The 13669-nt window shown below is 60.4% G+C and carries 12 protein-coding genes; 9 read left to right on the top strand and 3 right to left on the bottom strand.

Features of this window, described 5'->3' with window-relative positions; genetic code table 11:
- Window positions 1-4: 4 nt before the first annotated feature.
- Window positions 5-400 carry a Gfo/Idh/MocA family oxidoreductase gene (locus ACP7AJ_RS07995; RefSeq protein WP_426059666.1) on the top strand — a complete coding sequence of 132 codons (396 nt, stop codon included), beginning with the start codon at window positions 5-7 and terminating at the stop codon, window positions 398-400.
- 81 nt (window positions 401-481) lie between these two features.
- On the opposite strand, the gene ACP7AJ_RS07990 is transcribed toward ACP7AJ_RS07995, so the two are convergent.
- Complete coding sequence (locus tag ACP7AJ_RS07990) at window positions 482-1555, bottom strand: hypothetical protein (RefSeq protein WP_426059665.1); 1074 nt, start codon at window positions 1553-1555, stop codon at window positions 482-484.
- 498 nt (window positions 1556-2053) lie between these two features.
- Here ACP7AJ_RS07990 and ACP7AJ_RS07985 point away from each other — a divergent pair, with 498 nt between their 5' ends.
- From ACP7AJ_RS07985 to ACP7AJ_RS07975, 3 genes are all read left to right on the top strand, one after another.
- The gene (locus ACP7AJ_RS07985) at window positions 2054-2650 is read left to right on the top strand and encodes a PH domain-containing protein (protein ID WP_426059664.1); all 597 of its coding nucleotides are present in this window, start codon (window positions 2054-2056) and stop codon (window positions 2648-2650) included.
- A gap of 279 nt (window positions 2651-2929) precedes the next feature.
- Window positions 2930-4657: a ubiquinone-dependent pyruvate dehydrogenase gene (gene poxB, locus ACP7AJ_RS07980; RefSeq protein WP_426059663.1), complete on the top strand. Its 1728-nt coding sequence runs from the start codon at window positions 2930-2932 to the stop codon at window positions 4655-4657.
- Window positions 4658-4734: 77 nt separating this feature from the next.
- A complete protein-coding gene (locus tag ACP7AJ_RS07975; RefSeq protein ID WP_426059662.1) occupies window positions 4735-5568 on the top strand; it encodes a transglutaminase-like domain-containing protein in 834 nt (277 codons plus the stop codon).
- 203 nt (window positions 5569-5771) lie between these two features.
- Here ACP7AJ_RS07975 and ACP7AJ_RS07970 read toward each other — a convergent pair whose 3' ends face one another.
- Window positions 5772-6368, bottom strand: coding sequence for a redoxin domain-containing protein (locus ACP7AJ_RS07970; protein WP_426059661.1), 597 nt, complete (start codon window positions 6366-6368; stop codon window positions 5772-5774).
- Window positions 6369-6390: 22 nt separating this feature from the next.
- Entirely contained in the window at window positions 6391-7080 is a 690-nt protein-coding gene (locus ACP7AJ_RS07965; RefSeq protein ID WP_426059660.1) for a 4'-phosphopantetheinyl transferase family protein, read from the bottom strand.
- A 117-nt stretch (window positions 7081-7197) separates the two neighbouring features.
- On the opposite strand from ACP7AJ_RS07965, the gene ACP7AJ_RS07960 reads away from it, so the two are divergent.
- From ACP7AJ_RS07960 to ACP7AJ_RS07940, 5 genes are all read left to right on the top strand, one after another.
- Complete coding sequence (locus ACP7AJ_RS07960; RefSeq protein WP_426059659.1) at window positions 7198-8124, top strand: WD40 repeat domain-containing protein; 927 nt, start codon at window positions 7198-7200, stop codon at window positions 8122-8124.
- A gap of 95 nt (window positions 8125-8219) precedes the next feature.
- Window positions 8220-9368, top strand: coding sequence for a DivIVA domain-containing protein (locus tag ACP7AJ_RS07955; RefSeq protein ID WP_426059658.1), 1149 nt, complete (start codon window positions 8220-8222; stop codon window positions 9366-9368).
- A gap of 176 nt (window positions 9369-9544) precedes the next feature.
- Window positions 9545-9922 carry a dihydroneopterin aldolase gene (folB, locus tag ACP7AJ_RS07950; RefSeq protein WP_426059657.1) on the top strand — a complete coding sequence of 126 codons (378 nt, stop codon included), beginning with the start codon at window positions 9545-9547 and terminating at the stop codon, window positions 9920-9922.
- A 187-nt stretch (window positions 9923-10109) separates the two neighbouring features.
- Window positions 10110-10535: a BlaI/MecI/CopY family transcriptional regulator gene (locus tag ACP7AJ_RS07945; RefSeq protein ID WP_426059656.1), complete on the top strand. Its 426-nt coding sequence runs from the start codon at window positions 10110-10112 to the stop codon at window positions 10533-10535.
- The gene (locus ACP7AJ_RS07940) at window positions 10522-13515 is read left to right on the top strand and encodes a M56 family metallopeptidase (protein WP_426059655.1); all 2994 of its coding nucleotides are present in this window, start codon (window positions 10522-10524) and stop codon (window positions 13513-13515) included. Before ACP7AJ_RS07945 ends, ACP7AJ_RS07940 begins: the two co-directional genes overlap by 14 nt.
- Window positions 13516-13669 lie beyond the last annotated feature (154 nt).

Here is a 13669-nt window from a genome sequence, read left to right as displayed (position 1 = left end):
GGCCATGGAGTCGACCGACCGCTCCGACCCGCGCTTCAAGGAAGTGGAAGACCAGATTCATTTCACCCTCCGCTTCCCCAGCGGCGTGCTGGCCACCTGCACCAGTGCCTACAGCATTGAGGGGGTGAAGCGGTTCCGGGCCTTCGGCGACAAAGCGTATCTCGACCTCGACCCCGCTACCGACTACTACAAGCACAACATGACCATTGGCAAAGCCGATGGTGAGATGAAGCCCAGCATCAAGGAAGGCAATCAGTTTGCCGCCGAACTCGACCACATGGCTGAGTGCGTGCTCCAAAACAAAACGCCCAAAACCCCTGGCGAGGAAGGCCTGCGCGACATCAAGCTGATTATGGCCATCTACGAATCGGCCCGTAAGGGCAAGCCCGTGAAGGTGTAGCTTCTGGCTTAGAAGGACAAATTCTGAAGCCAACTTAAACTGGTTGAGCGCGGCTATTTCGGGAACGTAGTAGCCGCGCTTTTAGGAACCGGCTACTATTTGCCGCGCCACCCGGTTGAAGAATGACATACTGTGCAGGGCTGAAAATTCCTCTACTTTATTTTGAAGCCGCGTGATTTCGGCGGCATCTGTTTTGTCAGCCAGGTGCAGTTCTACAAGCCAGATATGCACCTGGTAGTAGTCGAGTAGCCAGCTGTGGCTTTCTATTTGAAAGAGCGAATGCATCCCCACGCTGCCGGGGCGAGAATGGCCGGTGTTCAACTCGGCCACGGCGCGGAACGCGCGGAGCAGTTCGTTGAATACGTTTTGTTCCAGAGTAGCCAGCTGGGGGAATTCGAGCTGCGTAAACTCCAACCACTCCAGCAGCGGGCCAAACTGTCCCGTTAGAAACAAAGCTTCGGCCACGAAGAAATGGTGCCCGGCCGGAAAGTGATTGTAGAAAGCGGGCAGCGCCGGTGCGGGGGCCAAAGCTCGCGGCGCCGTGGCTGCTTCGAAGCGAAGCCGGGCCAACGTTGCGGCCGGCAGCGCCTGATGAGGAGCGTCGTGCCAGGCCACTACCAACTCAGTGAAGGCGCGCCGGCCCCGCGGAAAGGCATGCACTTCTGCGGGCACGGGCAGGGCCAGCAGCTCCGGCAGCCGATTGCGCCAGGCAGCTTCGTCTTCCGCCAGGAACTCGCCCAGGAAGAGCGCGCAATTTCCGAATAGCTTAGCTTCGGCGGTTTGCTTATGCCGCAGGTATTCCCGCAGTACTTCGCCATAGGCCCCGTTGAGGTGAGCCAAGTCCACAAACGACTCTACAAAAAACTCTTGGCCGGCAGGGTGAGCGGCCAGCCGGAGCGCCAGCGGGCTGGCTATGCCCCTGGGGTCGGAGGGGCGCGACACGCGCCCCAGGAAATAGCCCAGCAGCAAGCGCTCGGGGTAAGAAAGTCGCTCCATGGCCAGAAGCTCCGGAATATCGGTGGGAACGCCCAGCGCGGCTGGTTCAGACCCCACAAGGCTGGACACGGCGCGCCCAAAATCAGCAAAGTTGCCGTGGCCAGCGTAGCGTGCCAGGGTGTCGAGGGTGTGCAAGTGGTAGCCGCCCTCTTTATCCACAAGCCCGAAGAACCGCCGCAATGTGCTTGGACTCAGACGTCGCGTGCACGTGCCCCCGGCTTTTAGAAGCTCTGCTTCCAGTGCATCGCAATGACTCGGATAAAGCAATGGTTGCCCAAAGCGGGCCGCAACCGCGTTGCGAAGGGCAGTATGTAGATGGGGTGAAATTTGAGGCACTCGGCAGAATGTAGGTGTAAAGTCAAATAAAAAAAGAAAATTTTGGCCTTTGCGTTGGTGGCCGCCGTCGATTCACCTTTGTACTACTTGTCTAGAGCCCTGTCAGCAGCTTTTATTCTCGACCATACAGGTGTTAACCCTTTTGGCCTCTGATTGTAAACGAAATGCGGGGTCTTGTTTAAGAACGCAGGCCCGTCAGACGAAGAAAAATGGCAACTCATGCGCTAGAAGCACGGAAACGAGGGATGTATCAATGATACTTATTAAAAATTGTAATAGCCCAAGCGCTACCATTTCCTCCCAAACCTCGTATCTATTATAATGGTCCCGCGTGCTGATTATTTGACTGAAGGACAAGACCCTGAAACAGTTGAGAAACTGATGGGCAACGTTACCACCCTGCTCGCCGCTGGGGAGGAAATCGAGTATGTAGCAGTGCAGCAAAAGCCGTTGTTCAACGCCTTTCCTGATTGTGTGGCCGTGACGCAGCTGCGCGTTATTTTCTGCCGCTTGCGAAATTTTGGCTTGAACATGGAGTTTAAAGCATATTTGTGGCAGGACGTATTGACCATGCAGTTCGTCGAAAACATCGCCAGTACCAGCATCACCGTGAGAACAGCGAAGGTTACTGAAATCATGGGCTATTTGCCACTGGCGCAAGCCCGCAGGCTGCACGATTTTGCCAGGATAAAAGAGGCGGAGTATGCCGACCATCGCTCTGCTAAAAATCGGGAAAAAGCAGTGGGAGTAACCAGCCGCGACGCCAACATCAGCTACAGGCTTTCCCTGGCAGAGCCCGGGGGGCGCAACCCGGACAAATTACTAAAAATAGACCAGCAATGGAAGGAGCCTAGCGTCCGCTCACTGCATCAGGGTGGGTTCGACCAACTGGGTAACGCAGCATTCCCATTGTATTAATGACCTCATTTCTTCGGCAACTACCTCATTCTAATTGGATGAGGTTTTTTAATGTCCTGACTGGTCGGTGGCTGGTGCCTATGGGCCTTAGTTAATTTCCGGGAGTTTGGCTATGGCAGTGCCTGGGTAGCAATGTCCGGTACGTCGCTAATGGGCCGGGTGCGGTAGGAGAGGCGGCCTACGGTAGGCACGTGAGGGAACACGAAACACAAAAACACCAGGCAAAACCTGTCGGGCCTTTTGCTTTTGCGTACAGCTAGTAGGACTAATTCTATTCTTATGGCTAATAAATCCGTTGCTGAAATCATTATCGACACCTTGCAGGCCGCCGGTGTCAAGCGCGTATTTGGCGTGGTGGGCGACTCGCTGAACGGCATTACCGAAACCATTCGGGCGCGCGAGGGCATCGAGTTTATCGGCGTTCGCCACGAGGAAGGCGGCGCTTTTGCTGCCGGCGCCGAGGCGTACCTCACCGGCGACCTTGCGGTGTGCGCCGGCTCGTGCGGGCCCGGCAACACCCATCTCATCAACGGTTTGTTTGACTGCCACCGCAGCCGCGTGCCCGTGCTGGCCCTGGCAGCCCAAATTCCGAGCGCAGAAATTGGAACCGGCTATTTTCAGGAAACCCACCCCGAGCGGCTGTTTCAAGAATGCAGCCATTACTGTGAGTTGATATCGGTGCCCGAGCAGGCCGTGCGCACCATAGAAAGCGCCGTGACCGCCGCGCTTGGCAACCGGGGAGTGGCCGTGGTGGTATTTCCCGGCGATGTGGCCGAGCTCAAGACCGAAGCCCCCGAGGTGCGGCTGCCAACGCTGGGCCGCCGCAGCGCCCTGCATCCTTCCGAGGCCGATATCCGCCAGGCCGCCGAGCTGCTCAACGCTGGCGAGAAGGTGACCATCCTGGCGGGGATTGGCTGCGCCGAAGCCCACACCGAGCTGCTGCAAACGGCCGCGGCCTTGCACGCGCCCGTGGTGCACGCCCTGCGCGGTAAGGAATTTGTGGAGCCCAACAACCCCTACGACGTGGGCCTGACCGGATTGCTGGGCATGCCCGCCGGCTACCACGCCCTCCTGGATGCCGACACCGTGCTGATGCTCGGCACCGACTTTCCGTACCGGCAGTTTCTGCCCGACGATGCCCGTGTGGTGCAGGTAGACAACCGCGCCGAGCACATTGGCCGCCGCACCCGCGTGGAAATCGGGCTGGTGGGCGACGTGGCCGCTACCCTGCGGGCCTTGCTGCCGCGCCTCACGCCCCGCAACAACTCCGACCACCTGACGGAAGCCCAGGAACGCCACCGCGCCGACGAAGAAAGCCTGGCCGAGCTGGCCACCGGCGAGCCCGGCGACACCAGCCTGCACCCCCAGCACGTGGCCCGACTACTGGACGAACTGGCCAGCGAAGACGCCGTTTTTACCTGCGACGTGGGCACGCCCACCATCTGGGCGGCGCGCTACCTGCACATGAACGGTCGGCGCAGCCTCATCGGCTCGTTTGTGCACGGCAGCATGGCCAATGCCGTTTCGCAGGCCTACGGGGCGGCGCTGGCCCAGCCACACCGGCAAGTGGTGGCGCTGTGCGGCGACGGCGGCCTGGCCATGCTGCTCAGCGAGCTGCTAACCATTCGGCAGCACAAAATTCCGGTCAAAATCATTGTTTTCAACAATTCATCCCTTGGCTTCGTGGAACTGGAGATGAAAGCCGCCGGCATTCTGGAATACGGCACCGAGCTGGACAACCCCGATTTTGGCGCGTTGGCCCAGGCGGCCGGCTTGCGGGGCTTCCGCGTGAGCGACCCGGGCCAGTTGGAAAGCGTGCTGCGTGAAGCCCTGGCCCACGACGGCCCCGCGCTGGTTGATGCCGTGGTAAAGCGCCAGGAGCTAAGCATGCCGCCCAGCGTCAACGCCAAGCAGGCCGGCGGCTTCAGCCTCTATGCCATGAAGGCGCTGATGGACGGCCGCGGAGGCGAGCTTCTGGAAATGGCCAAAACGAACTTGTTTCGGTAGCAGAAACGTTGAAAAAGGCGCGAAGAGGCTAGAAATGGATGCCCGGCGTAAATTTGCCCTGCCCTTCTTCCTGTGCAATGACAAACAAAGAAATTAAAGCCCTTATCTCGCTGCTCGACGACCCGGAGGTGGCGCCCCAAATCCAGGACAAAATTCAGAATCTGGGGGAAAGCATCATTCCCTTTCTGGAGGAGTCGTGGGAAGAAACCCTGGACGCCCAGCAGCAGCAGCGCCTGGAAGACCTGATACACCACCTGCAGTTTGAGGGCTTGCAGCAGCGCCTGCGCGTGTGGCGCGAAGCCGGCGCCACCGACTTGCTGGAGGGCATGTGGTTGCTGAATACCTACCAATACCCCGATGCCGACCTGCAGGCCCTGAACCGTGCCATCGAGCAGCTCCGTTTTGAGGCCTGGACGGCTATGCGTCCCGGAATGCACCCCGCCGACCAGGTGCAGGTGATGAACCACATTATGTTCCGGGTGCACAAGTTTGCGGCCAACACCCAGCATTTTCACTCGCCGGCCAACTCCATGCTGCAGCGCGTGATAGAAACCAAGCGCGGCAACCCGCTCACGCTGTGCGTGATTTACCTGCTCGTGGCCGACCGCCTGCATCTGCCGGTTTTTGGCGTAAACCTGCCCAATCTGTTCGTGCTCACCTTCCGCCCCGAACTGCCGGGTGCCGAGCCGTTCTACATCAACTGCTACAACCGCGGCCTAGTGCTTTCGCGCACTGATATCGAGCACTACGTGAGCCAACTCAATATTTCGTCAAATCCGATGTTTTTCGAGCCCTGCACCAATCTGGACATCGTACGCCGCGCCCTGCGCAACTTGCAGATGAGCTTCGAGAAGCTGCAGGAGCCTGGGAAAGCGGCGGAGGTAGCAGTGCTGCTGAGTATTCTGGAGTAACGAACCGCAAGGCACCGCCTGTCATTGCAAGGCGGCACGACATTCCGCGCATCAAGCGGCGTCAATCCGTCCTGTAATAACTAGGCAATTCAATTAAACAAAAAGCCTTGGCTCTGCGCAGAGCCAGGGCTTTGTCACATTATAAGGTTGGTCGCTAAGACCAGGACCGATTGCTTCGCTGTGCTCGCAATGACAGGAGCCGCTTACCGCTTAATCAAGCAGCCCGCAGCCCGCTTATCAGACACGCCAGCGGGGCGGCCGGCCAGCACGTTGTCCAGCACTTGCTTTAGGTAGGGCTGTTGTACACTGCCGGCCATCTGGGGGTTGTCGTCGATGGCGCCGCGGTAGCGAATTGCGAAGCCGCCAGGGGTGGGCTGCAGCACCACGGCCTCGGCGGTTTTGCTCACGCCCAGCAGGTTGCTTACTTGCTGGCTAGCATCGGTGAGGGTGGGCAGCTCTACTTCGCCGGGGGCGGCGGTGCCGGGGGCGTCAAGGTTAATGGGGACGTTGATGAATAGAAACTCCACGCCTCGGCTGCGGTAGCTGTTACTCAGGGAGGCCAGCCGCTCCTGATACAGGCGGGAAAAAGCGCAGGCAGGGTTTAGGAACACCACCACCACAGCCTTGTTGCCGGCGTAGCTTTTGAGGGCCACATCGGCGTTGGCAGCAGTTTTGAGGGTGAAGTCGGTAACGGTACCGGTTTGGGCACGGGCCACACCCATTGCCAGCGTGCCAAACAGCAGGGCTATGGCAGCGATGATAGTAATTCGGCGGAAGGACATGGCGGTAAGGTAAGGCATGATTGCAGGAATGCGCCGCAGGCTACGTGAATGATTCATGACAATACGTGAGGACGTAGCCCGGCGACGGCTGGCAATAGCAAATGCAGTGCCGCGTCTCGGCGCCGTCCAATACCAACGTTGCGGGGATTTCGCCGGATTCAGCGGGAACGAAAGTACCTAGCAAGAGTTGCTTCTTGAAAATGATGCCGCGTTGCGCGGCCAGCTTGTAAAGCGTCTCCTTAGCACTCCACAGGCGGGTGTAATGAGTGCTGGTTGCTTCGGGTGTGGCGAGGGCAACAGCGGCGGCATCGTTCCACTCATTGGTATTCAAAAATTTGACGGCCAGCCGCTGGGCCTTATCGCGAATCATTTCAACGTCGACGCCCGCCCGGCCGCCCGCGACCAGCACCGCCGCTACCCACACCCCGGAGTGCGACAAAGACAAGGTTAAATCGTGGGCTGCGCCCGCCAGCCACGGCCGGCCGGTAGCATCGTTGTGCACCACCAAACGGTCCGCCGTGGCAACAGTCAATTCCTGCAGCAGGGTGTGGGCCAACGCCCGACCCGCCAGCCACTGCGTTTGGCGGGTTGTGTCGGCCGTGGTGGGCATCAAGGCCTCGTAGGCGGCGGCCTGCGGTAGCTGTTTCCACAACTCAATTGAGCTTTCTGTGAGCTGCCACAAGCCGAGCACGGCAGTAGGGGAGAGGTGCTGGAGGGAGTGGAGTGGCATGGGCAGAGCGTCGGTTGTTGGGTTGGTAGAGAAGTGGCCATTTCCTGGCAGCGTGCCGTCGACCACGAGCCGCTGCTAACGAACAATAGGCGGCGAAGCTACCTTTGCATCGCCCGTATGTCCGAGATTTTCCGCCCCCCCGTTACCAAAATTGCCACCCTGGCTGGCCACCGCGACGCGGTATACGCCCTCACGGGCGGCTCGGCCAGCACCATTTATTCGGGAAGCGCCGATGGCATGGTGGTGGGTTGGGACACTGCCCAGCCCGCCCAAGACGGCGTGCTGCTGGCCCGTGTTCAAAATTCAGTGTACGCACTGCGGCACCTGCCGGCGCTGAATTTACTGGTGCTGGGGCACAATTTTCAGGGCATTCAAGCCATCGACCTGGCACAGCGGCAGCTGGCGCATGCCACAGCGCTGCCCCCGGTGGCCATCTTCGAGATAGTCTTTTCCGAAAGCCGGCAGCGCCTGTACGTAGCCCTCGGCGATGGCACGCTGGCCGTGCTCTCGGTGCCGGAGTTTAAGCTGGAAAAACTTCTGCGCATTACCGACAAAAGCCTGCGCTGCCTGGCCTTGCACGAAGGCCGCGGCGAGCTGGCCGTGGGTAGCTCCGACACCCTTACCCGCATTCTTGACCTCGATTCGCTGGAAACCAGGTTCACGTTGGGCGAAAGCACCAATTCAGTTTTTTCGGTTGCGTATTCGCCCGATGGCACGGAGCTTTTTACGGCCGGGCGCGACGCCCAAATCCGGAGCTGGGACGTGGCGGCGGGCTATGCCCTGGTCAGCACCGTGCCCGCCCACATGTACACCATCAACCACCTGGCCTTTAGTCCCGATGGCCGGTTCCTGGCCTCATGCAGCCTCGATAAGAGCATTAAGCTCTGGGATGCGCGCACCATGACCTTGCTGCGCGTGCTGGACAGGGCGCGGGCAGCCGGACACGGTACTTCGGTGAACCGCCTCGTTTGGCCGGGCGCCGAAAACCGGCTAGTTTCGTGTAGCGACGACCGTAGCTTAGCCATATGGGAAATAGACGCATAGTTGTCAGTTGTTCGTTGTCAGGAAGTAGGGTTCAACAAGCCCCTGCCTGATGCGCGCAATAACTCCCTGGCAACCCAGCATTGATACTTACTAAAATGAAAATTACCGCCCTCGATATCCGCCAAAAAACGTTTGAAAAATCCTTCCGCGGGATAGATAAGGACGAGGTGCAAGCATTCCTGAACACGATTTCTCAGCAGTGGGAGCGGTTGGGCGATGAAAACCGCGAGCTGCGCCTGAAGCTGGAGCACGCCCAGCAGGACGTGCAGAAGATGCGCGAGGTGGAAAGCAGCCTCTACCGCACCTTGAAAACAGCCGAAGACACCAGCAACAACATCACCGAGCAAGCCTCGCGCGATGCTGATTTGCGCATTCGCGAAGCTCAATTTCAAGCCGAGCAACTGCTGAGCGAGGCCCGCCAGCGCGCCCGCATGGTGGTGGAGGAAGCCTACCAGCAGGCCGAGAAAACGGTGTCGGAAATGCAGCGCGAGGTAACCGGCCTAGGCCAGGAGTGCCAGCGCCTGGAGCAACAACTCGACAGCCTCGCCCGCGACCTGCACCACCTCGCTTCCGATGCCCTGGACAAGGTGGAGAAGGCCCGCAACCGGCCCAAGGGCAGCACGGCGGCCATCCTTTCTCGTGCGGCGCGCGTACAGGTAGAACGTCCGAAAGAACCGGTCGTTGAACCCCTACCCGAGCCCATTCCCGCTATGCAGGTTACTTCTTCTTCCGCTCTTTCTTCGGCCGCCGCGGTAGCCGCTGCCGCGCCCGCAACTTTTGAGCGCCCGGTGTCGCAGTCCGCGGCCCGTATCGCCCAGCCCGAGCCCAAGGGCGAAATCAGCCAGACCTTGGCTTATAACCCGAAGCCCGGCCAGCAGCCCGACCCTTATCAGGAGCCAACGCCGGACATCGAGCGGCCCAATGCCCCGACCGAAGACCCCGGTATTTCGCCAGCACCCCACGTCGACCCGGCCGAGCCTTCCCGCGTGCCAAACCCTGGCGCTCCCCGCGTCGACCCCACCGACCCCTCGGAGGTGCCGCATCCCGGCGCCCCGCGCATAGACCCCACCGGGCCCGAAATTCATCCCATCGGCCCCAACCGGCCAGAAATCAACCCGCCCGCGCCCATGCACCCCGGCATGGAAAAAACAGCAGCGGCTGAGAAAGTAGCCGTGAAAGAAGCCCCCGTAGCTGCAGAAGCCGCAGTGGCAGTGGCAGAAAAGTCGTTCTTCGACGAAATCTAGCCCACGGCGTCAACCCTCTAAACACTCAGCAATAGAAAGAAAGCCTACCAGAACGGTAGGCTTTCTTTTTTATGCACCGACCTTTGCCAACGGAGCTGCTTTAGCTGTTGCCACTTACACTGGGGAAGCGTTGCTCTTCCCATTCTGTTATCCGCTTACTATTTCACCCCCACCGCATGGGCCAAATCGCACTCGAAGGACTGGAGTTTTTTGCTTTTCACGGCTATTACGACGAGGAGCAGAAAATCGGGAACAAGTACGGCGTGGACCTCTACATCACCACCAACCTGCTCGCGGCCGGCGAATCGGATAAGCTGCACCAGACGGTGAACTACGAAGTGCTGTACCGCATGGTGGCCGAAGAAATGCGGGCCCCCGCCCGGCTGCTGGAGCACGTAGCTCACCGCGTGCTCGACCGCATCATGGTTGAATTGCCCCATGTGCGGAAGGTGCGCGTGAGCGTGAGCAAGTTCAATCCGCCGCTGGGCGGCATCTGCCAACGGGCTCGGGTGACGCTGGTGCAGAAGCGGCGGAAGCAAGAGGCGAAGGCTTAGGGCAAGCGAAGCGCAGCCCGAATACATTCCTGCTTGGAAAATTATTGCTTTGGGATACAGGTGATTGCCCTTGGCAAAGCTGCTTGTACGAAAGTCTTCGTAGTTATGCGTTGCAACTACGAAGGCTTTCGTAACATCTTTGTTCTATCCTACGAAATAATTCGTAGTAACCTCACGTTTTACCAGCATGAGCAAAGCACCGCCCCCCAAACCTACGGATGCCGAATTGGAAATCCTAAACGTGCTCTGGCAGCACGGGCCCGCCACTGTGCGGGCCATCAACGACCACCTCAGCCAACGCCGCCAGGCCGAAGTGGGCTACACCACTACCCTCAAAATACTGCAGCTAATGCTGGAAAAAGGGCTGGTGCGGCGCGACGATGCCGACCGCAGCCACGTGTACCGGGCGGCCGTGCGCGAGCAGGAAACACAGGGCCTGCTCCTCGACAAATTCGTGGACGCCACCTTCGGCGGGTCGGCCCTAAAGCTGGTGATGCAGGCCCTAGGCAGCCGCCAGACTTCTGCCGACGAGCTGGCACAAATCCGCCGCTTGCTCAACGACATTGAAATTCAAAATTCCACCTCTAACTCCGACGACGATGAACGCGCTTGAGAATTTCGTTTCACCCGCGCTCATGCGGGCTTTGGGCTGGACTTTGGTGCACTCGCTGTGGCAGGGGGCACTGGTAGCGGCCGTGCTGGCTGGGGCGCTGCTATTGCTGCGTCGGCAGCGAGCCGAGGTCCGCTACGTGGCGTCCGCCGGGGCGTTGGGCGTGGTGGTGGCGCTGGCAGGCATCACGTTTGGGCTTTACTTTACTGCTGGGACTAGCACAGATGCTTTGCTCAAGCCCAGCTCCTTGAAGCCCACGCTGGTCTTGCCCTTAAAAACGGAGAAAGCACGGCCGGTGACTCCCAGCCACTCGGTATACCTGGCCACGTTGGGCACAGGCACGCCGCCTATTGGCCGTGCCCGCACTGCCGAGGAAGCACCAGGAGCACCTGCTACCGCACCGCTACAAGCGGCTCCTGACCGGTCTGGCGCCCGCGAAGCAAGCGGAGCAGCTGCGATAAGCTGGCTGGCCGCCGGGCTGCGCTACTTCGACCACCACCTGCCACTTTTGGTAGTAGCATGGCTGTTGGGCCTGCTGGCCATGAGCCTGCGCATGCTGGGCGGCTTGCTGTATGTGGAGCGCTTGCGGCGCTACCGGGTGCGACCCCTGAATGCTGCCTGGCAAGCCCGCTTTGCTGCCTTGGCCGCCCGCAGCGGCGTGCGCCGTCCAGTGGCCCTGTTGGAGTCGGCGCTGGTGCAGGTGCCGCTGGTGGTGGGGCACCTGCGACCGGTGGTTTTACTGCCGCTGGGGGTAGTGGCCGGCCTTTCGCCCGCTAGCTTAGAAGCCATACTGGCCCATGAACTGGCCCATGTGTTGCGCCGCGACTACCTCGTGAACCTGCTGCAAACCGTGGCCGAAGTGCTGTTTTTCTACCATCCGGCCGTGTGGTTTGTGGCCAACTGCGTGCGCGCCGAGCGCGAAAACTGCTGCGATGACACCGCTACCGCCCTCTGCGGCGGCGACTCGTTGCGCCTGGCCCGTGCCCTCACGGCCCTGGCCGAGTGGAGCCAAAGTGCCGTGGTGCCCGCCTCGCCCCGCCTGGCCCTGGCAGCCATGGGTGGCCGCGGAGCCTTGCTAACCCGGGTGCGCCGTTTGGTGCAGCGTCGTCCGGCTGCCCCTACTTTGGCCGAAGGAATTATGGCCGGTGCCTTGGTGCTGGGAGGGCTGGGGCTATTGGGTAGCAGCGTGGCCTTGGCTGGCCCTTTATCGCAGTCGGCCACCCCGCTCAGCAAGCCGGTAACCTTCAACTGGCGGGGTTGCGACTCTGCCTCGCCCGTCAATGAGTTGGTTCTGGCATCCCAACCGGCAATGCTCCCGGCCTGGGACGTGGCAGCTCCGACGGCCGGCTGGAACTTCGCCCCGGCTCACGCGGGTCTGTATCCGTTTGTGGTGAGCCGCGACACCGTTCTGCGGGGCCGGGCAAGCCGGCGCAAGGCCGGGCGGGTGAGCAACAGCCGTTCGGTCATCGTCACGGGCCGCGATGTGCCTGCTCCTCCTACCTTCCGGGGCAGCCCCGGCACAGTGGTTATCACAAAAGATAAAAAAGGCCGCCTGACCGACCTCTTGGTGAACGGCCAGCGCGTGGACACCGAGCCGGTTTCGGGTTCGGGCAAGCGCAAGCTCAAAATCAAGGAAAAAGGCGGCAAGCAAACCGGCGGCCAGGAGTTCGAAGTTATTCGGGTGGTGCCGCAGAACTCACCCGAGGCGCGGGGCTTTGTGTACCGGAGCGAGGGTGGTGTAACCCACTTTGGGCGGGCTGGGTCGCCCGGCGTGGAGTACCGCACCCTTACGCCGCTCCGCGACCACACCGTATACCGCGATGTTGTGCCCAGCCTTCGCCACGCGCCCGACGGCCGCACGCGCACATACCGTTTGGCTACCCCTGCACCTCTTATAGACGGTGAGCCCTTGCGCGTCCAACTCGAATCGTTGCGCAGTCAGCGCGAGTCGTTGCAGACAGCCGAAAGTGCCCTTCGCAAAGCCAGTGCTGCCAAAAGCTTGACTTCTAAGGAGCGCAAAGACATCGAGAAAGAACTTGCAAAAGTGCAGGCGCAGCTGAAAGCACTTGAAAGCTCAACCCGCACCCCAAGGGTGCTGCGCTTCGGCAACGACGTGCAGGTACTGGCTCCAGGCACCATCATCAGCGACGATGCGGGGCTGCTGCAGGACGGCCCCAAGCAAGAAGTTATCCGCGAAAAGCGCCGCGAAGAATTGCGTGAGCGCATCCGGGAGTCGCAGCAGGAACTGCGGGAGTTGGAGCAGAACCGCACCCAACAGGACCGGGAGCGGAGGCGGGCTGACCTTGACCGCGCGCAAGCCGACCGTGACCGTGACCGCGCTTCACGCGACCGGGAGCGTGCCGAACGTGACCGGGAACGTGCTGAGCGTGACCGGGAGCGTGCCGAGCGTGACCGCCAGCAGACGGAAGCCATCATGGCGGAGCTGGTGAAGGACGGCTTGGTGAAGGACCGGAGCAACTACCAACTCAAGCTGAGTGCCACTAGCCTGGTAGTAGACGGAAAAACCCAGCCCGAAGCCGTTTTTCAGAAGTATATGAAGCTGTATGAAAGCACCACGGGGCGAAAAATGAGCGCCACCGGTTCGTGGGTGATGAGCCGCAACAGCACCTCCAATACCAACATGTTCTCTAACGGGGGCAGCATCACTCCGCCTACTCCGCCGAGCCCACCACGCGCGCCGAGGTCCCCACAGGCACCTGCCCCGCCGCGCGCCACGGATGCTCCGGCCCCGCCCCGGCCCCCAAAGGCCCCCAGCATCGATACCAAGACGCTGCGCGACGAACTGCGGAAAGATGGCCTGATTGGCGCTACTGATAAAAGCTTTCAGTTTCAACTCAACGACGCAGGATTCACGGTGAACGGCAAGCAGCAGTCGGACGAGATAGCGGCTAAGTACCGCAAGCTCGTTGGCCACGACCGGCCCGGGCAAGTTCACAACATGTCAATTTCCTTCGACGATTAATAAAGCCGCCACGGATAATGACCTGACCGAAAAGCCTGCTCTGGTGAAAAAAAAAGATGTCGTGCTTTCTCAAGCTCACCATGACCCCTCTGGACTTTGTGGTTAGGCGCTAAGCAAAAGCAAAGGCCGGTGCTCGATTCGAGTGCCGGCCTTT

The organism is Hymenobacter sp. B1770 (assembly GCF_049896385.1).
Classification (GTDB): Bacteria; Bacteroidota; Bacteroidia; order Cytophagales; family Hymenobacteraceae; genus Hymenobacter.
This window is presented reverse-complemented; position numbering and strand designations above follow the sequence as displayed.

Excerpts from the sequence above, each read along its gene's own strand:
- ACP7AJ_RS07995 (WP_426059666.1), top strand. The coding sequence starts at position 5 with ATGGAGTCGACCGACCGCTCCGACCCGCGCTTCAAGGAAGTGGAAGAC.
- ACP7AJ_RS07985 (WP_426059664.1), top strand. The coding sequence starts at position 2,054 with ATGGTCCCGCGTGCTGATTATTTGACTGAAGGACAAGACCCTGAAACA.
- poxB (WP_426059663.1), top strand. The coding sequence starts at position 2,930 with ATGGCTAATAAATCCGTTGCTGAAATCATTATCGACACCTTGCAGGCC.
- ACP7AJ_RS07975 (WP_426059662.1), top strand. The coding sequence starts at position 4,735 with ATGACAAACAAAGAAATTAAAGCCCTTATCTCGCTGCTCGACGACCCG.
- ACP7AJ_RS07970 (WP_426059661.1), bottom strand. The coding sequence starts at position 6,368 with ATGCCTTACCTTACCGCCATGTCCTTCCGCCGAATTACTATCATCGCT.
- ACP7AJ_RS07965 (WP_426059660.1), bottom strand. The coding sequence starts at position 7,080 with ATGCCACTCCACTCCCTCCAGCACCTCTCCCCTACTGCCGTGCTCGGC.
- ACP7AJ_RS07960 (WP_426059659.1), top strand. The coding sequence starts at position 7,198 with ATGTCCGAGATTTTCCGCCCCCCCGTTACCAAAATTGCCACCCTGGCT.
- ACP7AJ_RS07955 (WP_426059658.1), top strand. The coding sequence starts at position 8,220 with ATGAAAATTACCGCCCTCGATATCCGCCAAAAAACGTTTGAAAAATCC.
- folB (WP_426059657.1), top strand. The coding sequence starts at position 9,545 with ATGGGCCAAATCGCACTCGAAGGACTGGAGTTTTTTGCTTTTCACGGC.
- ACP7AJ_RS07945 (WP_426059656.1), top strand. The coding sequence starts at position 10,110 with ATGAGCAAAGCACCGCCCCCCAAACCTACGGATGCCGAATTGGAAATC.
- ACP7AJ_RS07940 (WP_426059655.1), top strand. The coding sequence starts at position 10,522 with ATGAACGCGCTTGAGAATTTCGTTTCACCCGCGCTCATGCGGGCTTTG.